Origin of the sequence: Sphingobium sp. SCG-1, assembly GCF_002953135.1 — a bacterium.
Taxonomy (GTDB): domain Bacteria; phylum Pseudomonadota; class Alphaproteobacteria; order Sphingomonadales; family Sphingomonadaceae; genus Sphingobium.
The window spans coordinates 2,563,903-2,584,984 of sequence record NZ_CP026372.1 but is presented as its reverse complement, the minus strand read 5'-3'; the positions used below and the strand labels follow the sequence as shown (position 1 = coordinate 2,584,984).

Here is a 21,082-nt window from a genome sequence, read left to right as displayed (position 1 = left end):
AGAAGCTATGCCTCCCGCCGTTAGTCGATACGGTTGAATTTGCCAAATTCTGGACGCGGAAGACGCCCGAAGATCGTGGCAGGATCGCCATAGCCCAAGGTCGAGATAAAGTTGGACTTCACATGAGGGGTGTCGGCAAAGAAAGCCGCATCGACGGCTGCATTATCGAAACCCGACATCGGACCGGTGTCGAACCCCAAGGCGCGCGCCGCAATGATGAAGTAAGCACCCTGAAGCGTCGAGTTGCGGAATGCGCTCGTTTTTCTCAGTTCGTCGTTGCCGTCGAACCAGGACTTTGCATCTGCTGGCGGGAAAAGTTCGGGAAGATGTTCATGGAAGTTCTCGTCCATGCCGATGATGACCGCCACCGGAGCCTTCTGAATCTTGGCGCTGTTGGTGCCCGACGACAAAGCTGCCAATTTATTTTTCGAGTCCTGGCTGACGCACCACACGATCCGCGCCGGCAACTGATTGACGGAGGTCGGCCCCCATTTCATTAAGTTCCAAATTGCGTGAAGATCAGATTCCGATACCGGCTTGTCCAGAAAACCGTTGTAAGAGCGCCCGTTCACGAAAATCTGGTCGAGCGCTTCCTGTGGCAAAGCATTGGCCATTTCGAACTCCTGCAATGAACTTGGTAGAGCCGGAGTGCTAGACTGCGCGGACTTCGGTGACTTCGGGCACATAGTGCTTTAAAAGCGACTCTATTCCCTGCTTCAATGTGGCGGATGAAGAGGGGCATCCAGCGCAGGCCCCTTGAAGCTTCAGGAATACTTTGCCCTTACTGAAACCACGATAGATGATATCGCCGCCGTCGTTTGCTACCGCAGGGCGCACTCGCGTTTCAATCAGTTCCTTGATCTGATCGACAATCTCCGCATCTTCCGGATCGTCTTCAAATGCTTCGTCTGAGGGCACGTTTATGTCGGACGCCGATCCCGGCCTGAACAGTGGCATGCCGCCGGAAAAATGATCGAGCAAGATGCCGATCACATCAGGCTTCACCTCAGACCAGTTGGCCCCAGCCACGAGCGTTACCGAGACGAAATCGTAGCCGAAGAATACGCCGGTTACGTCTCCTAAGGAAAAGAGCGCATCTGCGAGAGGAGAGGCTTCTGCTTCTTCCGGCGTTGCAAAGTCACGCGTTCCGGTCGCCATGACGGTCTGTCCCGGCAGGAACTTCAGTGTAGACGGGTTGGGTGTCGTTTCAGTTTCGATCAACATTCCAGCTATGTGGGGCGACCTGACGCCGAAATCAAGCAAGCTTGGTGACGCCCGGGGGAACCCGTACCCCGCTCCAGCGCTTTATAATGCACCCCCAACAATCAGGAGTGCACTGGAAATGAGTGACGAAACAGCGATCAAGGATCGGTTCTGGAAAGAACTCTCCGAAAGCCCCTTCCTGATGGTCGGACTGGAAAATGCGCATCAGCATAGCCTGCCAATGACCGCCCAACTGGATAAAAATGCCAACAGCGCTTTCTGGTTCTACACGTCGCGCGACAACCGCTTGGCGGCTGGCGGCCCGGCAATGGCGCAGTTTGCGGGGAAGGATCACCATTTATTTGCATGTATCGCGGGTACTCTGACGGAGGAAACGGATCAGGCAATCATTGATGCCCATTGGTCGAACGACGTCGCTGCATGGTATGAAGGCGGTCGACAGGACCCCAATCTTTTGATGCTTCGATTTGATTTGGGCGACGCAGAGATATGGTTGGCCGACATGACGCTAAAAGGTGTTTTCAAGATGCTTGTAGGGTCAAATGTGCGATCTGAAATGAAGGGCAAGCACGTGGAAGTCAGCCTTTAGGAATGTCGATCGGCCCGCTCCCCAGTCTATGGAGAGCGGGCCGAGGGAATTGCTTGCTATTTCTACTTATCTCATTTAGATGCTTCGCAGCGCAGCATCGGGCCATTTCGGCCCCGTAGCGATTGGTAGCGTGATCGTCCTCTAAATCCTCTTGACGGAGTCAGGTGGAAGAACGGACCGGCCAATGACCTGCGCTTTGCTTGAGGCTTCCCTTTTCACGCGGGTCGTTTCGTAACCCGCCTTGTGCCCGGACTGCGTCTTGCAGTCTCCGGAGCGCAACGCTCCATTGTGAGTATACCATTTTGACTACCTTTAAAGAACTTGGTCTTGCCGAGCCCATTTTGCAGGCGCTCGCCGCCAAGAATTACGAAGTGCCGACGCCCATTCAGGCGCAGGCCATTCCGGCGCTGATGGAAGGTCGCGACTTGTGCGGTATCGCGCAGACCGGCACCGGCAAGACGGCGGCGTTCGCGCTACCCAGCCTCGACTATTTTCACAACAATCCCAAGCAGACGCCCCAGAAGGGGTGTCGGATGCTGGTGCTTTCGCCGACGCGCGAACTGGCCGCGCAGATTGCGGACAGCTTCCGCGATTATGCCCGCTTCATGAAGCTGTCGGTCGCGACGGTGTTCGGTGGTGTGCCGATCAACAAGCAGATCAATCAGCTTCGCGGCGGCATCGACATTCTGGTCGCGACGCCGGGCCGTTTGCTCGACTTGATCGAACAGCGCGCGCTTAGCCTTGGCCATGTCGAGATTTTCGTGCTCGACGAAGCCGACCAGATGATGGATCTCGGCTTTATCCAGCCGCTGAAGCGCATCGACAAAATGCTGCCGAAGCAGCGCCAGAGCCTGTTCTTCTCGGCAACGATGCCCAAAGCGATCGCTGATCTGGGTAGTCAGTTCCTCGTCGATCCGGTGAAGGTGTCTGTCGCGCCGCAGTCGACGACGGCGGAACGCGTGAAGCAATATGCGACCTATGTGAACCAGGCCGAGAAGCAGGCGCTTCTTACGATCACCGTGAAGAACGAGCCGATCGAACGTGCGCTGATCTTCACGCGCACCAAGCATGGCGCGGATCGCGTAGTGCGTTTCCTTGAGGGTGCGGGCATTCCTGCTGTCGCAATTCATGGGAACAAGAGCCAAGCGCAGCGTACTGCGGCCTTGCAAGCGTTCCGTGCGGGACAAGTAAAGCTGTTGGTAGCGACTGACATCGCGGCGCGCGGCATCGACGTTTCGGGCGTCAGCCACGTCATCAACTTCGAGCTGCCCAATGTGGCGGAGCAATATGTCCATCGCATCGGCCGCACCGCGCGTGCCGGGGCAGAGGGCATCGCAATCAGCTTCGTGGCGGATGATGAGCGCCAGTATCTGAAGGCGATCGAGAAGGTGACGCGCGTGCGTTGCGAACTTCAGGTGCTGCCGGAGAATTTCTCTGAAGCCGTCCGTAACCTGCCCAAGGCCGCGCCGCCCAAGAAGGGCAACGAGGGCGGCAATGGCCGTGGTGGACCGGGCCGGGGCAGTCCCGACCGCGCGCATCGTGGTCGCGACGGCGCAACGGGTGACGGTGCGTCTCCTGCCAAGCGCCCCTTCCGGCCGCGCAACCGCAACGGCGTTGGCGCGCATAAGGGCGCTGTGCAGCGAGTCGGTGGACGCTGATACGAATTAATTAGCAGCCGTTCGTGCTGAGTAAGCGCTGAGCGAAGTCAAAGACCTGTATCGAAGCATTGCACTGAGCAACTGCCTTCGATATGCTTCGTCGACTTCGCTCAGAGGCTACTCAGGACGAGCGGATTGTTTTGTCTGACAATGGCGCGCTCGCCCGCATTGTCAGTGGCCATTCATAAAAATGGCGCTAGGCTGGCGCGATATGACATTACCCTTCCGGCGCGCCGCCACATCGCTCTCCGTTATAGCTTTTCTGCTGACGGCTTCTCCGATTACAGTCCAGGCACAGGACAGCAAGCCTGCGTCGTCTCCGCTCACGAACGACATTGCGCAGAAACGGCCATGGCTTTACGAGAATAGCGACGTGCCGATGGACCCGGCGTGGCACTTCGGAACCTTGCCCAACGGAGTCCGCTATGCCGTGCGCCGTAACGGTGTGCCGCCGGGGCAGGTAGCTATCCGCCTTCGAATTGACGCTGGGTCGTTGATGGAGCAGCCCGACGAACTGGGCTATGCGCATTTCATGGAGCATCTGACGTTCCGCGGTTCGAAATATGTGCCTGATGGAGAGTCCAAACGTATCTGGCAGCGCTTGGGTGTGACGTTCGGGAGCGACAGCAATGCGCAAACGACGCCGACCGGAACCACCTACGCTCTGGACCTTCCTCAAGCGACTTCTGAGGGGCTGGACGAGAGTATGAAGATACTGTCCGGCATGATGACTGATCCGAACATCGTGGATAGTGCCGTTACTGCCGAGCGGTCTGTGGTGCTGGCGGAGAAGCGGGAAGGGGATGGGCCCGGCAGTCGGGTGAGTGACGCGACCCGCGCCTTCCTGTTTGCAGGGCAGCGCATGGAGACGCGTTCTCCGATTGGGACGCTGCCTACGCTCAACGCCGCGACGGCCGCCCGAATGGAGGCGTTCCACCAGCGCTGGTATCGCCCGGAGAACGCGGTGATCTCAATCGCGGGTGACATCGAACCTGCGGCGGCCGAGGCGCTCATCCGGAAACATTTCACGCCCTGGAAGGCGACGGGGAAGGCGGAACCTCTGCCTGACTTTGGCGATCCGGACCCGACCAAGCCCGCCGCCGGTGTGATCGTGGAGCCGGGTGTACCAACCGGCCTGAGCTACGCTTTCCTGCGCCCCTGGCGTCCGCGCGCTGATACAATCATCTACAATCAGGACAAGTTGACGGACGCGCTGGCTCTCCAGATCATCAATCGTCGTCTTGAACAGGCGGCGCGAAGTGGCGGCAGCTTTCTTCAGGCCAATGTGGAGCAGCAGGACGTTTCCCGCTCGGTCGACGGGACGTTCATCAGTATCATGCCGATAGGCGCGGATTGGGCGAAGGCGTTGATGGATGTCCGCGCCGTTATCGAAGACGCGCGTACGACTGCGCCGAGCCAGGCGGAGATCAATCGCGAGTACGCGCAGTTCGACACGGCGCTCGCGATACAAGTCGAGAATTCGGGAACCGAGGCTGGGTCGAAGCAGGCCTGGGATCTGGTAAATGCCGTTGATATTCGGGAGACGACCGTCAGCCCACAGGCCGCGCTCGATATATTCCGTGGCGGCAAGGCGGCGATGACACCGGACAAGCTGCTGGCCTCCACCAAGCAGCTGTTCACGGCCGATGTGACGCGTGCGCTCCTGATGCTGCCCGCGCCACAGCCGGGCGCTCAGGCAAAGCTGGACGCAGTGCTGAAGATCCCCGCAATTGCGGCCAAGGGCGTGCGCCTGAGCGACGATCCCGTGACGATGGCCGACCTGCCGAAGCTTGGGACACCAGGCACAGTTGTGTCACGCGCGCCAATGGGCGTGTTGGGGCTTGAGACGATCACGTTTTCTAACGGCGTGAAGTTGACGCTGTTCGCCAATGATGCCGAGCCTGAGAAGGTGCGGATCAATGTGCGTTTCGGTCATGGGCAACAGGATTTCTCTCCGACCAAGCCGGTGCCGAGTTGGGCCGGAGGCTATGCGCTGATGGCTGGCGGAATTGGCAAGCTGGGTCAGCGTGATCTTGACGAACTGACTAATGGTCGGCGGCTGGGCTTCGACTTTTCTGTGGATGACGACGCGTTTGAGATGGCGGCGGTTACGCGGCCAGCGGACTACGCGGACCAGTTGAAGCTGTTTGCGACGAAGCTCGCCTATCCCGGCTGGGACCCTGCGCCGATCGCGCGCGTGAAGGCAGGTATGGCTGCGGCCTATGATACGCTTTCAACGTCAGCGGACGCGGTGTTGAGCCGCGATCTTAATTGGCTGCTGCACGCGAAGGACATCCGCTATCGTACGCCCGACAAAGCAGAGATTGCTGCGCTGACGCCCGCCGCGTTTCGCGCGGCTTGGGAGCCGGCGCTGGCATCCGGGCCCATTGAGATTCAGATATTCGGGCAGGTGAAGCCCGATGATGCCATCGCTCAGGTAGCCGCTACTTTCGGGGCGCTGCCCAAGAGGCCGGACAAGCCGGTTCCTGCCGCCAATCGAGAGATGCGGTTCCCGGCGCACGTTGCGACCCCCGTGGTGCTACGGCATCGGGGAGACAAGGATCAGGCAGCAGCGGTCATGGCCTGGCCGACAGCAGGCGGGTTCACCAATTCGCGGGAGAGCAGGCAGCTTGAGATTCTGGCACAGATTTTCAATGATCGCCTGTTCGAGAAGCTACGCTCCACGGATGGTGCGGCCTATTCGCCAAGCGTTCAAAACAACTGGCCATTCTCATCGGAAAGCGGTGGATATATTCTCGTGAATAGCCAGGTAAAGCCGGAGAAAGTCGGCTACTTCTTCCAGTTAATCAAAGACACGGCCGCAGATCTGGCCGCACGTCCCGTGAGTGACGATGAACTGCAGCGGACTGTGGCGCCAATGCGGCAGCTATTGTCGCGGGCGAGCACGGGTAATGCGTTCTGGATGCAGCAAACCGAAGGTGCTGCACGCGACCCGCGCTATGTCGATGTCGTCAACAATATGGGCCGCGATCTGCTGAGCGTCACGCCTGCCGAAGTGCAGGCTCTAGCGAAGAAGTATCTGGTCGATCAGAAAAGCTGGTCGGCAGTTGTTCTGCCCGAGGGGGTTAGCGCGGGCAAGTGAAGGACGGGGCGGCGCTGGCGCCGCCCCGTCGCCATTTACAGAATGTATTTGCTGAGGTCGGTATTCTTCGCGATGGAATCCAGCTGGCTGGCGACATAGGCGGCATCGACGACCAAGGTCTGACCCACGCGGTCCTCTGCATCGAAGCTGACTTCCTCCAACAGCTTTTCCATCACGGTTTGCAAACGACGCGCGCCGATGTTTTCGACCTGCTCGTTTACTTCGGCGGCGACTTTGGCCACTGCGCGGATGCCCTCCGGAGTCAGGTCGATGGTCAACCCCTCGGTTGCCAGCAGCGCCTTGTACTGCTCCGCAAGTGACGCTTTCGTGTCAGACAAGATGGCGACAAAATCATCCTCCGTCAGCGCCTTCAACTCCACGCGGATCGGCAAGCGGCCCTGAAGTTCGGGCAGCAAGTCGCTGGGCTTAGCAACGTGGAACGCGCCGGACGCTATAAACAGGATATGATCGGTCTTCAGCGGGCCATATTTGGTCGCCACCGTTGTTCCCTCGATCAGCGGCAGCAAGTCACGCTGCACGCCCTCCCGGCTGACCGAGCCGCCACGCACGTCGCTGACGGCGATCTTGTCGATCTCGTCGAGGAACACGATGCCGTTCTGTTCGGCATTGGTGAGCGCCACACGGGCGACATCGTCCTGATCCAGCCGCTTGTCCTGCTCTTCCTCCACTAGCTTGTCCCATGCTTCGGGTACGCGCATCTTGCGGCGCTTCTTCTGCTGCTGCCCGAAAGCCTTGCTCATCATATCGGACAGATTAATCATGCCGACCTGGCCACCCATGCCGGGTATCTCCATCGGCATGGAAGGCGCGTCGGCAACTTCGATCTCCACCTCGGCATCATTCATCTGATTTGATTCGATGCGCGATCGATAAGAAAGACGCGTCGCCTCACTCGCTTCCTTGCCGGTGAGCGCATCCAGCAGGCGGTTCATCGCCGCTTCGGACGCAGCTTCACGAACAGACTCGCGGCGGCGGTCGCGTTCCAGGCGCACCGCTTCCTCGACCAGATCGCGGGCGATCTGCTCCACGTCGCGGCCGACATAGCCGACTTCGGTGAACTTTGTCGCTTCGACCTTCACGAACGGCGCGTCGGCGAGTTTGGCCAAGCGGCGACTTATCTCGGTCTTGCCGCAACCTGTGGGGCCGATCATCAGGATATTCTTTGGCGTGACTTCATCACGGAGCGCGGCATCCAGCTTCTGCCTGCGCCAGCGATTGCGCAGGGCAACTGCGACAGCGCGCTTGGCGTCAGTCTGGCCGATGATGTGCGCGTCAAGCGCAGCCACGATGGCTTTGGGAGTAAGGGCGTCGTTCATTGTTTCGCTTTTGATTGCTCTCCCGGCGTGGGAGAAGGTGGTCAGGTGGCGCTATCGATGGCTTCGAGCGTCAGTTGATCGTTGGTGTAGACGCAGACGTCCGCTGCAATCGCCATGGCCTTGCGAGCAAGCACTTCGGCGTCGGCTTCATATTCGACCAGCGCACGGGCAGCGGCGAGCGCAAAGTTGCCGCCCGATCCAATCGCGGCGACGCCGCCAACTGGCTCCAGTACGTCGCCATTACCCGTCAGTATCAGCGTCACATCCTTGTCGGCCACAATCATCATCGCTTCGAGGTTGCGGAGAAATTTGTCGGTCCGCCAATCCTTCGCGAGTTCGACGGCGGCACGCATCAATTGGCCATTATGCCGCTCCAGCTTCGATTCCAGTCGTTCGAACAGCGTGAAGGCGTCGGCAGTTGCGCCAGCGAAGCCGCCGATGACCGAGCCGTCATGCAGGCGGCGGACCTTCCGTGCGTTAGGCTTCATCACGGTCTGGCCCATGCTGACCTGACCGTCGCCGACAACGATCACTCGACCGTTTTTACGGACCGAAAGGATGGTGGTGCCGTGCCATTTCGGCAATCCGCTGCTGTTCTGTTCTGCGTTCATGGGCCGGATATGGGTCGGATTGTCTCCTGCCGCAAGACGGTCATCGTGCGCAGATTTCATTCTATCGCAAGGCGTCCCTTATCGGGAACCAAAGGTGCCACATGGCGTTGACATGCTGCGCCGCAACATGGACCTTACGTCTCTGAAAGATGCTGGGGCGAGTTGCTTGGGAGTTTACGAATGTCGCTGAAGGCCAGAGCACAGGAAAAGATAGAACGCGCTGGAATCGCCAACTATTCTTTTGATGATGATAAGCTCATTCTGTGCGGCATCAGATACTCGATAGACGCGTGCTCTTGTGGTGAAGCGGACTGCGATGGTGTGCAGTTGCAGCGTTTAGTCGAGGCGTCTGGAGAAACCCTGCAGTAATCTTCCTTTGGCAAGGCTCTTCGCTAACCCTATAGCGCGTGGATGAACGCAGACCTTTCCACAGCCCGCGATGTCGGTCTTCATCTTGATCCTAAATATAGTTCCGACGGCCTTATCACTGCGGTGGTGACGGATTTCGCGACTGGGCAAGTGCTGATGCTGGCCCACATGAATGCGGAAGCACTGGCTCTCACGCTTGAAACCAGGGTAGCGCATTTCTGGTCCAGGAGCCGGAACAGCCTTTGGAAGAAGGGTGAGACATCCGGCAATGTGCTGGCTGTCGAAGACATCCGGATTGATTGCGATCAGGATGCGATCTGGATCATTGCCCGTGCGGCAGGGCCGGCTTGTCACACAGGGGAAACGAGCTGCTTCTATCGCCGCGTGACGCATGAGGGTCTCGTCCGGATAGAAACGTCCTGACACGCACAAGGATTTATTAACCCTGATCCTTTACCCTTCGGATTGCTTGAATGTCCGAGGGATTCCATGTCGTTGCTTTCCATAATGTCCACTTTGACGAACGGTTCAACGTCCACGGGCAGTAGCGCGATTACGGCCACCCAGGCGCGTTTGGCGATTGCACAGGCGGCTAAGGAAAAGGCCGCGGGCAACTCAGCGGACTCAGCAACAATCTCTGCTTCGGGCCTGTTGGCGCAAGCTAATCAGGCGGATCGGGCAAAGGAGTTCGGCGCCCTGGCGCAGGAAACCCGGGCTGCTCTGGACAAGCAATATGCGTCCGGCAAAAAGGATGCCGAAGTGAACGCGTTGTCAGGACGTGCACTTGCCTCGATTGTTCTGAATGAGGGCGGCAAGTTCTCACATGAGGAACAGGCCGCAGCGCGGAGCGAGATGAAGGCACGGGAGCGCGACGTTCTGACCAGCGCGCTGTCCAGCGGCATGTCGGTTGCGACGTTGGCGAGCTATGGCAAGACACTCGCCGAAAACTACGACGCGAAGAGTCCGGAAGAACGCCGCGTTCTGGGCTACACGCCGCAAACCCGTCTGAATGCGGCGCGAATGGCCTCCACTTCATCCACATCCTTATTCGATCAACTGGACTGAGCCGTCAGGAGAGGCTGACGAAGCTGTCCATGACGCGCTTGCGGCCGGCGGTTTCGAAGTCGATCTCCAGCTTGTTGCCTTCGATCTCGGCGACTGTTCCATAACCGAACTTTTGATGGAAAACGCGCAGGCCCACGCTGATGTCGCTGCGTCCCTTGTTGCCGATCGATACGGCGGACGTGCGCGCTTCGACGATACGGGTCGGTTCGCGCGTGAACTGCCCGCCGGAAACGGCGCGCTGCCATCCAGGACCGCGCCCGGTGCCACGTACGACATCCGCGAAGGGATCGTCGCGTTCGGACCAGTTGGCGCGCCAAAGCGATGCGCCTCCGCTCAGGCTGCTTTCCTCCGCGATATGTGCCTTGGGCAATTCGCCGACGAAGCGGCTGGGGATGGAACTTGTCCACTGGCCATAGATGCGCCGATTGGCAGCGTGCAGTATGATGCACTTCCGGCGTGCGCGGGTAATAGCGACATAGGCGAGGCGGCGTTCCTCTTCCAGAGAGGCGACGCCGCCTTCATCCAGCGCGCGTTGGGAGGGGAAGATGCCTTCCTCCCATCCGACCAGGAACACCGTGTCATATTCCAGCCCTTTTGCGGCGTGGATGGTCATGATGGTGACCTTCTGACTGTCCGCCTGCGCTTCATTGTCCATGACGAGGCTGACATGCTCAAGGAATGCGCCGAGAGTTTCATATTCCTCCATCGCGCGGACGAGTTCCGTCAGGTTCTCAAGGCGGCCTGCGGCTTCGGTGGACCGTTCCGCCTGAAGCACGGCGGTGTAGCCGCTTTCGTCGAGGATTTGGCGCGCGAGTTCGGGATGTGGCAACTGCGTGGCCTTGTCGCGCCAGCGGGCGAGGTCACCCACGAAATTGCCGAGTGCACGGCGGGCCTGCGGGGTTAGTTCATCGCTATCGATAATGCGCGCGGCGGCGATCGTCAGGGGAACGCCTTCGGCACGGGCGAGGCGATGGATCTTCTCGACAGCCTTGTCGCCAAGGCCGCGCTTGGGAACGTTGACTATGCGTTCGAAGGCCAGATCGTCGGAAGGTTGATTGACAAGGCGGAGATAGGCGAGGGCATCGCGGATTTCGGCGCGTTCGTAAAAGCGGAAGCCGCCTATGATCTTATAGGGCAAGCCGATCTGGATGAAGCGATCTTCGAATTCGCGGGTTTGATGCTGGGCGCGGACGAGGATCGCGACATCATCCAGTGTGCCGCCAGCGCGCTGATGGTTCTCGATCTCGTCTCCAACGCGGCGGGCTTCCTCCGGCCCGTCCCATACGCCCATGACCTGGACCTTCTCGCCCTGCTGTTCATCGGTCCATAGTGTCTTGCCGAGGCGCCCACCATTTTCCGCAATGACACCGGACGCTGCGGCGAGGATGTGGGGCGTGGAGCGGTAATTCTGCTCCAGCTTGACGATCTTCGCGCCGGGAAAGTCCTTCTCGAACTTCAGGATGTTCTCGACCTGTGCGCCGCGCCAACTGTAGATGCTCTGGTCGTCGTCTCCGACGCAGCAGATGTTCTTGCGCTCCTGCGCGAGCAGGCGGAGCCAGAGATACTGGCTGCTGTTGGTGTCCTGATATTCGTCGACCATGATGTAGCGGAAGCGCTGCTGATAGCTGGCGAGCACTTCGCGGTCGGTCTTGAGCAGTGTCAGAACATGGAGCAGCAAATCGCCGAAGTCGCAGGCGTTGAGAGCGAGCAGGCGTGCCTGATAGGCCGCATAAAGCTGCTGTCCCTTGCCATTGGCATAAGCTTCGCTCTCGCCCGCGTCGATGTCGCGAGGCGTTAGGCCCTTGTTCTTCCAGCTATCGATTAAACCGCCAAGCTGCCGCGCGGGCCATCGCTTCTCGTCGATTCCCTCCGCCTGGATCAACTGCTTCATCAGCCGGAGCTGGTCGTCGGTGTCGAGGATCGTGAAGTTGCTTTGCAGGCCGACCAACTCGGCATGGCGGCGCAGCATCTTCGCGCCAATTGCGTGAAAGGTGCCAAGCCAGGGCAGCCCCTCCATCGTGCCGCCCATCATCCGGGCGACACGCTCCTTCATCTCGCGGGCTGCCTTGTTCGTGAACGTTACCGCCAGAATCTCTGACGGATATGCCTTGCGCGTCGCGATCAGGTGAGCGAGCCGCGCGGTAAGAGCCGCTGTTTTGCCGGTTCCCGCGCCCGCCAGAACCAGCACGGGTCCCTCCGTTGTCAAAACGGCCTGACGCTGCGGTTCATTCAAGCCGCGCATGTAGGGCGGATCGTAATCTCGAGAATTCATGTCGATAGCCGATGTCATGCCGAACAATTAGGGAACGGAACAGAGTGGGGCAAGCGCCAATGCTGTACTTTCCGTTCACGTCTGCTGCTGCACGTCTGGTCGTGCAAAAATTACTGAAGCGGAACGGCTCCATTAATGACTGGTTGTTCCTGCATCGTATCAAAACTACAAAAGGAGATATGTCATGAGATTGTCCATCCTGCTGAGTACGGCGGCCCTGGCACTTGCCGCGCCTGCAATTGCACAAGATGCAGGGCAGACTGCACCTGCGGCTCCTCCCGCGGGGGAAGCGCAGCCGCAACCGCCCGCACCGCCCAATGACATGAGCGCACAGCAGATGCCGCAGACGGGGCAGATGCCCCCGTCAGACCCCAGCACTGCCCCCGCTGCACCCGAAGCACCAGTGAATCCAGGTATGGCGCCCGCCGACTCCGCTACTCCGCCTACGCCGCCAGCGCCACCCGCGACCATGGATGCAGCGCCGCCGCCCGCTCCGCGGACAGATTATCCGGTTTGCAGTAAGACGGTACAGGATAGCTGCATCAATCCCTCTGACGCCCGTAAGGCGAAAAGGCGCAGATAATTTTGTCAAAAGGATAAGAGGGGGCGGGCTTATGCTCGCCCCCTCTTTCGCGCGGTTTCAGGTGTCGCTCAGCCGCATAAGATGGATGCGCGCTTTGCCTATGTCGCGTACCGTTTCCGCTTCGAAACCCTTCACATCTATATTCTCACGCCTCGATGTTTCGATGCTGACCCAAGTCGCTGGTCCTATCCACCCGAGACGCGACAGCTTGTCGAGCGCGACTGCTCCTGCTCCCGTTTCGTAAGGGGGGTCCATCATTACAAGGTCGAGCGGCTTTGGCGCGCTGCCCAGCGCAAGGGCCGAGGCCTGCCGTATGTCGGCGCGCACACCCAGTTTCTCGGAATTGGCCCGCAGGGCATCGACGGCCGCCTTGTCATGCTCCACGAAGACGCATGTAGCAGCCCCGCGAGAAAGGGCTTCCAATCCCAGCGCACCTGATCCCGCGAACAGGTCTGCAACGGCAATACCCTCAAAGCTGCCTAGGCGGCTCGTCAGCATGGAGAATAGCGCTTCGCGTGTGCGATCGGCCGTCGGACGCGTGACTTCTCCCTTCGGCGCTATGATCGGGCGGCCGCGCCATTGACCTGCGATGATCCTCATTTCTTCAGCGTCTTGCGAAATTGCGCAAGGTCGTGCTGACGCACTTCATAGACATCGCCGACCGGAAGGTCCGTCAATTCGAATACGCCATATCGCGTGCGGATGAGGCGGTTCACTTCAAGACCAAGATATTCGAGGACGCGCCGAACTTCGCGATTCTTTCCCTCCGTCAGCGTCATTTCAATCCATTGGTTAGTGCCGGTGCGGCGTTCCAGATTGGCTTCGATCCGGCCATAGCGAATGCCGTCGATTTCCACGCCCATCACCAGTTCCTCAAGCTGGGCCTGACTGACATTGCCATGCGCGCGGGCACGATAGCTCCGCTCTACGCCCGTGGAAGGGAGTTCCATCTGACGCTTGAACTCACCATCGGTAGTAAGCAGCAACAGGCCCTCCGTAGTCATGTCGAGCCGCCCGATCGGCATGACGCGCGGCAAGCCAGCGGGCAGGCGGTCATAGATTGTCGGGCGGCCCTTTGGATCGCGCTCCGTTGTCAGATATCCCGAAGGTTTATGGAACAGAAAGAGTCGTGTCGGCTCGGGCGCGTCCACTAGCTTGCCGTCGACGATTACGCCTTGAAGGTTCGTCAGCAGTGTCGCGGGTGTGGTCACCGCTTCGCCGTTGATTGCGATGCGACCCTCTTCGATCATGCGCTCGATCTCTCGTCGGGATGCGATCCCAGCCCGTGCCAGCAACTTTGCGATCCGTTGTGGCTCCTTGTCGCCTCCGGCCGCAGCCTTTGCGCGGGCGGGATGTGGATTGGCAGGACCGGGCGTCTTCAGCGCGCCGGCACGCGGGCGACGCGGGCCGCGCGCAGGGCCGACGATGCGAAACGTTTTTTTTGGCGGTTGCAACAGAGAATCCTTTCGTCGGCAGAGCCGCGTGCGTTATGGTGAACTGTGCGATCGCGCCGCTAATTTGAAGACTCAAACGACATTGGGCAAGCAACTGCGGAGCGTGGCCGAGCGTTTATGTATGCTCGCCATGGTGGCGGGCCTGATGACGGAAATGGGGCGAAACGGCAAATGTTTTTCGGGAAAGAGCCGTCTGCGCGCAAGGGACCAGTCATCCGCCGCATCCTGGTTGTCGAGGACGAACCTCTGGTTGCGTTCGATAATGAGCATTTCCTAGCGCAAGCGGGCTATGCGGTGGTGGGAACAGTCGACAGCTACGAAGCTGCCGTTGCATTGATCGAGGCCGAGGAAATCGACCTGGTGATTGCTGATGTGAAGCTATCCAGCGAGCGAGATGGCGTGGAGGTCGCCGCTTTTGGCAGCCAGCGGGCTATACCGGTGCTGTTCGTGACTGGGGCGTGTCCGATAGAGGCGCAGGACATCGCTTATGGTTGCCTTGCAAAGCCTTACTCGCAAAAGGACTTGCTCAGCGCCATCAAGGTGATCGACGCGGTTATCCGAAAAGTGCGGCTGCCGCGTGCACCAGCGGGGATGAGCCTGTTTCGTGTTGCCGAATGACGCGTCACCGCGCATTAAACTGTGTAGCTTTGCATAGTTGATACGGGCGGGGGACCGAGCGAATGGCGACAACTGTAATCGAGTCGGCAGGCTGGCGGGCCAAAGTGCCGGATGTGTTTCGACCCTACACGCAACCCGCCCCGTTAGCGGCGTTCTTCCTCGGAATATCGTCGGGTTTTCCCTTCGCGATGATTGGGGCGAACCTGACGACTCGGCTTGCGCAGGATGGGATAGACAAGAAGGCCGTTACGGCATTCACGCTGGCCTTCCTTGTCTATAATCTAAAGTGGCTGTGGGCCTGGGCAGTCGATGGAGTCCGCCTGCCGTTGATCGGTCATCTCGGCAAGCGCGTGTCCTGGCTATTGCTGGCCGGGGTGTTCGTCATGGCGGCAGTCGCCAACCTGGCATTTGTCGATCCCAAGTCCAGCCTGCTGGCAACCGCCTATGCCGCTGTGCTGGTGGGCTTTGCCGGGGCGACGTTCGACATCGTCATCGATGCCTATCGGATCGAAATACTGAAGCCCGAAGAACTCGGCGTCGGATCGGGAATGACACAATATGGGTGGCGGATCGGATCGGTAGCGGCTGGCGCGCTGGCGCTCGTACTCGCATCCCGCATAGGGTGGGAATGGGCCTATCTCGCATGCGCGATCTTCGCGCTTCCGGCCATGCTGACGGGGCTTATCATGGGTGAGCCGGAGAGGCATCGCGATCCCGTCGCCAAGCGGGCCACAGGCGAAGTGTGGCAGTCGATCGCCGGACCTTTGGTCGAGTTCTTCCAGCGGAAAGGCGCGTTCCTCGTCCTGCTGTTCATCCTGCTGCACAAGATCGGCGACACACTCGCCAACCTGACGTTTCGGCTGCTGTTCGACGATCTCGGCTTCACGAATGACGAAATCGCCATCTACGACGTCGGCATAGGCTTTTGGGCCTACCTGATCGGCATCTTCGTCGGCGGCATAGTGTACGCGCGGATGGGGATGAAGCGATCGGTATTGTTGAGCCTGATCTTGATGGGTGTTTCCAATTTCAGCTTCGCAGCGCTGGCGTCCGCAGGGCACAATAATTGGGGCATGGCGGGCGCAATCGGATTCGAGAACTTTGCTAGCGGCATCGGGGGTGTGACGGTGATCGCCTATTTCTCCGCCCTTTGCGACCTGCGTTTCACCGCTGCCCAATATGCGCTGATCTCGGCAGCGGCGAGCATAGTCGGGCGGTTCCTAACCGGCACCAGCGCGGGCGCGATGATCGAGGCGTTCGGCTATGTCGACTTCTACCTGTTGACGACAGCGCTTGCCGTGCCGGGGATCGTCCTGTTCTGGCTGATGATGCGAGCGGGATTGATCGATGCCAGCGTCGGGACAGCGGGCACCGAAGAACCCGCGCCTCAGTCTGCTCCGTAAAGGTCGATCGGACAGCCCAGGTCCATGTAACTCTGCGCCACCGCCTGCGCACAGGTGAGGGCGCCCAGCACCGCTGGACTGGCAAGAAGTGCCGACAAGTCATCGAACGCCTTTTGCGGCTCGCGCAGGCCGACTCCCATAGCTCGCGTCAGCCGCGCCTCGTCGCTGGTGATGCGTGTGCAGCAGCATGGCGCCACCATGATCTTACGGTTGGACACCCGCGAAAGCTCCAGCATCATCGCCCGCATCAGGATCAGCGGTCGGCGGTAGCTCTTCCCGAAACTGCCGAGGAGCGCGTTAGTCGCGTGCGCATCGTTGACGCCGCCGGAGGCCATCCTGCGGATCGCGAAAAGGAACAGCCGGCTGCCAATCGTATGCGGCACCGGTTCATCGAGAACTGGACGCTGAAGTTGAGGGCTGATCCGTGCCGAAGCACGGGGGCTTTGATAGGTCATGCATGCTGCTCCTGCAGTGATAGGGGCAGCATATAGATCGTATAATGCGAGTCAATCGCAATAATGAGAAGCGCGCTAATCCGGTAGCTGATCGTTTCGGAGAAGCACATCGCCCGCGAGGTAAAGGGAGCCAGCGATGAGAATTGGCGCGGAGTCTCCGCTGGCTGCGACGGCGGCCAGGGCATCCGCCACATTGTCATGTGCGGAAGAGACTATGCCCCATTCCCGAGCAATGGCTTCGAAGCGGTCGGTGCGATGATGGTCATGCCCCGGCACCGGAAGCGAATAGATGTGCGAGATTTTGCCCCGCATGGGCTGAAGAAATGCGGCAACGTCCTTGTTGGACAGCATTCCTACTATCAAGTGCACAGGCTTTTCCTGTGGCGATAAACCATCCAAAAATTTTGCAAGCATCTCCCCCGCTGCCTCATTATGCCCGCCGTCCAGCCAGAGGGCATTGCCTCGGGAGAGGAGCGCTGTCAGCGGTCCATGATCGAGCCGTTGCAAGCGGGCAGGCCATTGCGCCCAAAGCGGCGCGGCCTTCAATGCGGCTTCCGATACGGGCACGGCATCCTGATGGCGCAGCATCGCGATCGCAAGCGCGGCGTTCATCGGTTGATGCGGGCCGGGCAGGCGAGGAAGCGGCAACTCGATCTTGCCCATGCCGTCGCGATAATGCAGGCGATCGCGATAGACCGCGGCGTCCCAGTCCGATCCCATCGGAAAATAGGGCGCCTCTGCCGTTTCCGCCGCCGTCGCGATGATCGACGCGACCACCGCCGCGTATCGCGAGGTGATGAGCGGCACTCCAGGCTTGGCGATCCCGGCCTTCTCCGCTGCGATTTCCGCGAGCGTATCGCCCAGGAATGATTGATGATCGATACCGAGTTGCGCGATTCCACATACGGCGGGCGCAGGCAGGATGTTTGTGGCGTCGAGGCGTCCGCCAAGGCCGACTTCAATGATCGCGGCGTCTGCGGGATGATCGGCGAACGCGAGGAAGGCCGCGGCAGTCGTGACCTCAAAGAAGCTCGCCCCGATATCTCCGGCCAGGTCGAGAATTCGCTCCAGATACTTAGCGAGTAGCGCGTCGCTTATCAGTGCGCCATTTATTCGAATGCGCTCATTGAACCTGACGAGATGGGGGGAGGTAAAGACATGCACGCTCTTGCCGTCAGCCTCCAGAGCGGCCCGCAGGAATGCGCAGGTGGAGCCTTTACCGTTCGTGCCCGCCACATGGAATATGGGCGGCAGTGAAAGATGCGGGTTGCCGATCCGATCGAGCAGTTGCGTAATGCGGTCCAGCCCCAGCACGTCCGCACCGGGCGATAACGACCAGAGGCGATCCAGTTGCGCCTGAACCGCAGGGTTGGTGGAGGTGGCGTTATCGGGCATGGCGAATTTCAGCCGTCCTGCCGTGGGGAGGAGAGGTGTTAGGCTGCTTGAGCCGGGGCAAGATAGCTTACGACCTGCGCCAACGTTGTCTTTAAATCGCGGCGATGAACGACCATGTCGATCATGCCGTGCGCGAGCAGGTATTCGGCACGCTGGAAGCCTTCGGGGAGTTTTTCGCGAATGGTGTTTTCGATGACGCGCTGGCCTGCAAAGCCGATCAGGGCGTTGGGTTCCGCAATCTGGATGTCGCCCAGCATCGCGTAGCTGGCCGTGACGCCGCCCGTGGTCGGGTCTGTCAACACGACGATATAGGGAAGGCCCGCCGCGTGCAGCTTGCGAATGGCGACGGTGGCGCGGGGCATCTGCATCAGGGACAAAATCCCTTCCTGCATACGCGCGCCGCCCGCAGCGGTGAAGATGACATAGGGCGCACGGCTTTCGATTGCCGCCTCTACGCCTTGAATGAAGGCGGCACCGACAGCCATGCCCATCGATCCGCCCATATAAGCGAAATTCTGGACGCCCAGCACGACCGGCTTGCCGTCGATGGCGCCCCGCGCGTTGATAAGTGCGTCGGTGTCGCCTGTCGCAGCGCGGGCGGCCTTGATGCGGTCAGTATATTTCTTCGAGTCACGAAATTTGAGCGGGTCTTCGCGCACGGTGGGCGTGGGCAGCACGGTAAAGCCCTGATCCAGCAGTTGATCGAAGCGTGCCTTCGGGCCGATGCGGCCATGATGATCGCACTTGGGGCATACCGACAGATTCTCTTCCCATTCGCGGGTGAAGATCATCTGCCCGCAACTGCTGCACTTGTGCCAGAGCGTGTCGGCGCTTTCCTGACGCTTGGCGATGAAGGGAATGGCATTTCGGACGCGATTGATCCAGCTCATGCGACGGTCTCCCGCGCTTCGAGGGCTGCACGAAGCGACGCGACATAGGTTTGAACATGGGACGGCGCTGCACTTCCATGCGTGCCGACGATCTCGACAATGGCCGAACCGACGACGACGCCGTCAGCCACGCGGCCAATAGCGGACGCCTGTTCTGGCGTACGCACGCCGAAGCCGACCGCGACCGGAATGTCGGTCGAGGCTTTCAGCTTTCTGACCGCGTCTTCGATGCTGGCCTGCTGTGCCTGTTGCTTGCCGGTGATCCCCGCCACCGACACATAATAGACGAAGCCGCTGGCGCTATCGAGCACCGCCGGAAGCCGTGCATCGTCGGTCGTTGGCGTTGCGAGGCGGACGAGGTGCAGCCCGGCTTCGCGCAGGGCCGGACCCAGTTCCTGATCTTCCTCCGGCGGGATATCGACGCAGATCGCGCCGTCTACGCCCGCGCCCAAGGCCTGCTGCGCGAACCAATCAGCGCCGCGACGGACCATAGGGTTGGCATAACCCATCAGGATAAGCGGAGTCTCAGGATGGCGCTGACGAAAGGCTGCCGCAATGGCGAAGATGTCGGCGGTCTTCGTGCCCGCGCCCAAACTGCGCAGATTGGCGAGCTGAATGGCCGGGCCGTCCGCCATGGGATCGGTGAAGGGCATGCCGAGTTCGATGATGTCCGCACCGCCCGAGACCAGCGCGTCGAGGATCGCCGCCGTGTCTCCGGGAGTCGGATCACCGGCTGTCACGAAAGTAATGAGCGCGGCACGACCTTCCGCCCGGCACTTGGCGAAGCGAGTGGAGAGGCGATCCGGAGCGCTCACATCTCCACTCCCAGTGCTTCGGCGACCGTGAAGATATCCTTGTCGCCGCGACCGCACAGGTTGGCGAGGATGATCTGGTCGCGATCCATCTCGCGCGCCTTGCGGGCCACGGCAGCGATGGCGTGGCTGGGTTCCAGAGCGGGAATGATCCCTTCGGTGCGGCAGAGAAGCTGGAACGCGTCCAGTGCTTCGGTGTCGGTCACGGATTCATATTGGACGCGGCCGATGTCCTTCAGCCAGCTATGCTCGGGGCCGATGCCGGGATAATCGAGGCCCGCCGAAATGCTGTGGGCTTCGGCGATCTGGCCGTCTTCGTCCTGCAACAGGAAGGTCTTGTTGCCGTGGAGGATACCCGGCGTGCCGCCCGCGAGCGAGGCCGCATGTGCGCCGCTGTCGATGCCGTGACCCGCTGCTTCGATGCCCAGCATGTTGACGCTCTTGTCGTCCAGAAACGGATGGAACAGGCCGATGGCATTCGATCCGCCTCCGATCGCCGCAACGAGCAGGTCGGGCAGGCGTCCGGCAAGTTCCTGAATCTGCTCGCGGGCTTCGCGGCCGATCACCGACTGAAACTCACGGACGAGTTCGGGGTAGGGGTGCGGACCGGCAGCGGTGCCGATGATGTAGAAAGTGTCGTGCACATTCGCAACCCAATCGCGCAGCGCCTCGTTCATCGCGTCCTTCAGCGTCCGCGCGCCGCTCTGCACGGCGATCACTTCTGCGCCGAGCAGCTTCATGCGGAACACATTGGGCTGCTGCCGCTCGATATCGCGCGCGCCCATGTAGATGACGCAGGGCAGGCCGAAGCGCGCCGCCACGGTTGCAGTCGCTACGCCATGCTGGCCCGCGCCGGTTTCGGCGATGATCCGGGTCTTGCCCATACGCTTCGCCAGCAGGATCTGGCCGATGCAATTGTTGATCTTGTGCGCGCCGGTGTGATTGAGTTCGTCGCGCTTGAACCAGACCTGTGCGCCCTTGCCCTCCGGTGCGCTTTCCCGCAGCGTTTCGGTGAGGCGTTCGGCATAATAAAGTGGGCTGGGGCGTCCGACATAATGCTTCATCAGCCAGTCGAACTCTTCGTGAAAGGCCGGGTCTTCCATCGCGGCGCGATAATGGCGGTCGAGGTCGAGGATGAGCGGCATCAGCGTTTCGGCGACATAGCGGCCGCCGAACTGGCCGAAGTGGCCGGTTTCGTCGGGCTGTGCGCGGAAGCTGTTCGCGAGAGGTGTTTCTTGGGTCAT

Annotated in this window: 21 protein-coding genes; 9 read left to right on the top strand and 12 right to left on the bottom strand. The window is 60.3% G+C overall.

The window, feature by feature from the left end; genetic code table 11:
* Positions 1 to 20: 20 nt before the first annotated feature.
* Together C1T17_RS11805 and C1T17_RS11800 are read right to left on the bottom strand one after the other, a co-directional pair.
* Complete coding sequence (locus C1T17_RS11805; RefSeq protein ID WP_104953613.1) at positions 21 to 614, bottom strand: malonic semialdehyde reductase; 594 nt, start codon at positions 612 to 614, stop codon at positions 21 to 23.
* Between the two features lie 37 nt (positions 615 to 651).
* Positions 652 to 1,224, bottom strand: a complete 573-nt coding sequence (locus tag C1T17_RS11800) for a NifU family protein (protein ID WP_104953612.1) — start codon at positions 1,222 to 1,224, stop codon at positions 652 to 654.
* A 118-nt stretch (positions 1,225 to 1,342) separates the two neighbouring features.
* Between C1T17_RS11800 and C1T17_RS11795 the strand changes: the two genes are divergently transcribed.
* From C1T17_RS11795 to C1T17_RS11785, 3 genes are all read left to right on the top strand, one after another.
* The gene (locus C1T17_RS11795) at positions 1,343 to 1,813 is read left to right on the top strand and encodes a pyridoxamine 5'-phosphate oxidase family protein (RefSeq protein ID WP_104953611.1); all 471 of its coding nucleotides are present in this window, start codon (positions 1,343 to 1,345) and stop codon (positions 1,811 to 1,813) included.
* A 302-nt stretch (positions 1,814 to 2,115) separates the two neighbouring features.
* The gene (locus C1T17_RS11790) at positions 2,116 to 3,471 is read left to right on the top strand and encodes a DEAD/DEAH box helicase (protein WP_104953610.1); all 1,356 of its coding nucleotides are present in this window, start codon (positions 2,116 to 2,118) and stop codon (positions 3,469 to 3,471) included.
* Positions 3,472 to 3,682: 211 nt separating this feature from the next.
* Positions 3,683 to 6,574 (top strand): M16 family metallopeptidase, encoded by a 2,892-nt coding sequence (locus tag C1T17_RS11785; protein WP_104955183.1) that lies wholly within the window; start codon positions 3,683 to 3,685, stop codon positions 6,572 to 6,574.
* A 35-nt stretch (positions 6,575 to 6,609) separates the two neighbouring features.
* Here C1T17_RS11785 and hslU read toward each other — a convergent pair whose 3' ends face one another.
* Entirely contained in the window at positions 6,610 to 7,911 is a 1,302-nt protein-coding gene (gene hslU, locus C1T17_RS11780; protein ID WP_104953609.1) for an ATP-dependent protease ATPase subunit HslU, read from the bottom strand.
* A gap of 41 nt (positions 7,912 to 7,952) precedes the next feature.
* Positions 7,953 to 8,522 carry an ATP-dependent protease subunit HslV gene (hslV, locus tag C1T17_RS11775; RefSeq protein ID WP_104955182.1) on the bottom strand — a complete coding sequence of 190 codons (570 nt, stop codon included), beginning with the start codon at positions 8,520 to 8,522 and terminating at the stop codon, positions 7,953 to 7,955.
* Positions 8,523 to 8,702: 180 nt separating this feature from the next.
* On the opposite strand from hslV, the gene C1T17_RS11770 reads away from it, so the two are divergent.
* The 3 genes from C1T17_RS11770 (at position 8,703) to C1T17_RS11760 (ending at position 9,956) form a co-directional block, all read left to right on the top strand.
* Complete coding sequence (locus C1T17_RS11770; RefSeq protein WP_104953608.1) at positions 8,703 to 8,891, top strand: hypothetical protein; 189 nt, start codon at positions 8,703 to 8,705, stop codon at positions 8,889 to 8,891.
* A 42-nt stretch (positions 8,892 to 8,933) separates the two neighbouring features.
* Positions 8,934 to 9,314 carry a phosphoribosyl-AMP cyclohydrolase gene (gene hisI, locus C1T17_RS11765; protein WP_104953607.1) on the top strand — a complete coding sequence of 127 codons (381 nt, stop codon included), beginning with the start codon at positions 8,934 to 8,936 and terminating at the stop codon, positions 9,312 to 9,314.
* An 84-nt stretch (positions 9,315 to 9,398) separates the two neighbouring features.
* Positions 9,399 to 9,956 carry a hypothetical protein gene (locus C1T17_RS11760; RefSeq protein WP_189338321.1) on the top strand — a complete coding sequence of 186 codons (558 nt, stop codon included), beginning with the start codon at positions 9,399 to 9,401 and terminating at the stop codon, positions 9,954 to 9,956.
* Positions 9,957 to 9,960: 4 nt separating this feature from the next.
* On the opposite strand, the gene C1T17_RS11755 is transcribed toward C1T17_RS11760, so the two are convergent.
* Entirely contained in the window at positions 9,961 to 12,228 is a 2,268-nt protein-coding gene (locus C1T17_RS11755; RefSeq protein WP_104955181.1) for an ATP-dependent helicase, read from the bottom strand.
* A 184-nt stretch (positions 12,229 to 12,412) separates the two neighbouring features.
* On the opposite strand from C1T17_RS11755, the gene C1T17_RS11750 reads away from it, so the two are divergent.
* Positions 12,413 to 12,811: a Fe-S oxidoreductase gene (locus tag C1T17_RS11750; RefSeq protein ID WP_104953605.1), complete on the top strand. Its 399-nt coding sequence runs from the start codon at positions 12,413 to 12,415 to the stop codon at positions 12,809 to 12,811.
* 57 nt (positions 12,812 to 12,868) lie between these two features.
* Here C1T17_RS11750 and rsmD read toward each other — a convergent pair whose 3' ends face one another.
* Positions 12,869 to 13,411, bottom strand: a complete 543-nt coding sequence (gene rsmD / locus C1T17_RS11745; protein WP_104953604.1) for a 16S rRNA (guanine(966)-N(2))-methyltransferase RsmD — start codon at positions 13,409 to 13,411, stop codon at positions 12,869 to 12,871.
* Positions 13,408 to 14,265, bottom strand: a complete 858-nt coding sequence (locus C1T17_RS11740; protein ID WP_104953603.1) for a pseudouridine synthase — start codon at positions 14,263 to 14,265, stop codon at positions 13,408 to 13,410. The genes rsmD and C1T17_RS11740 overlap by 4 nt, the downstream gene beginning before the upstream one ends.
* 171 nt (positions 14,266 to 14,436) lie before the next feature.
* Between C1T17_RS11740 and C1T17_RS11735 the strand changes: the two genes are divergently transcribed.
* Positions 14,437 to 14,883 (top strand): response regulator, encoded by a 447-nt coding sequence (locus C1T17_RS11735; protein WP_104953602.1) that lies wholly within the window; start codon positions 14,437 to 14,439, stop codon positions 14,881 to 14,883.
* Between the two features lie 62 nt (positions 14,884 to 14,945).
* The gene (locus C1T17_RS11730; protein ID WP_104953601.1) at positions 14,946 to 16,286 is read left to right on the top strand and encodes an AmpG family muropeptide MFS transporter; all 1,341 of its coding nucleotides are present in this window, start codon (positions 14,946 to 14,948) and stop codon (positions 16,284 to 16,286) included.
* Here C1T17_RS11730 and C1T17_RS11725 read toward each other — a convergent pair.
* The 5 genes from C1T17_RS11725 to trpB all read right to left on the bottom strand — a co-directional run bounded on the left by C1T17_RS11725 (position 16,271) and on the right by trpB (position 21,082).
* Positions 16,271 to 16,741 (bottom strand): DUF6628 family protein, encoded by a 471-nt coding sequence (locus tag C1T17_RS11725; protein ID WP_317617043.1) that lies wholly within the window; start codon positions 16,739 to 16,741, stop codon positions 16,271 to 16,273. The two genes, C1T17_RS11730 and C1T17_RS11725, sit on opposite strands and share 16 nt — an antisense overlap.
* 75 nt (positions 16,742 to 16,816) lie before the next feature.
* Positions 16,817 to 18,136: a bifunctional folylpolyglutamate synthase/dihydrofolate synthase gene (locus C1T17_RS11720; RefSeq protein ID WP_104953600.1), complete on the bottom strand. Its 1,320-nt coding sequence runs from the start codon at positions 18,134 to 18,136 to the stop codon at positions 16,817 to 16,819.
* Positions 18,137 to 18,174: 38 nt separating this feature from the next.
* On the bottom strand, positions 18,175 to 19,026 hold the full coding sequence (gene accD, locus C1T17_RS11715; protein ID WP_104953599.1) for an acetyl-CoA carboxylase, carboxyltransferase subunit beta: 852 nt from the start codon (positions 19,024 to 19,026) through the stop codon (positions 18,175 to 18,177).
* Positions 19,023 to 19,841 carry a tryptophan synthase subunit alpha gene (trpA, locus tag C1T17_RS11710; protein ID WP_104953598.1) on the bottom strand — a complete coding sequence of 273 codons (819 nt, stop codon included), beginning with the start codon at positions 19,839 to 19,841 and terminating at the stop codon, positions 19,023 to 19,025. The genes accD and trpA overlap by 4 nt, the downstream gene beginning before the upstream one ends.
* Entirely contained in the window at positions 19,838 to 21,082 is a 1,245-nt protein-coding gene (trpB, locus tag C1T17_RS11705) for a tryptophan synthase subunit beta (protein ID WP_189338320.1), read from the bottom strand. The genes trpA and trpB overlap by 4 nt, the downstream gene beginning before the upstream one ends.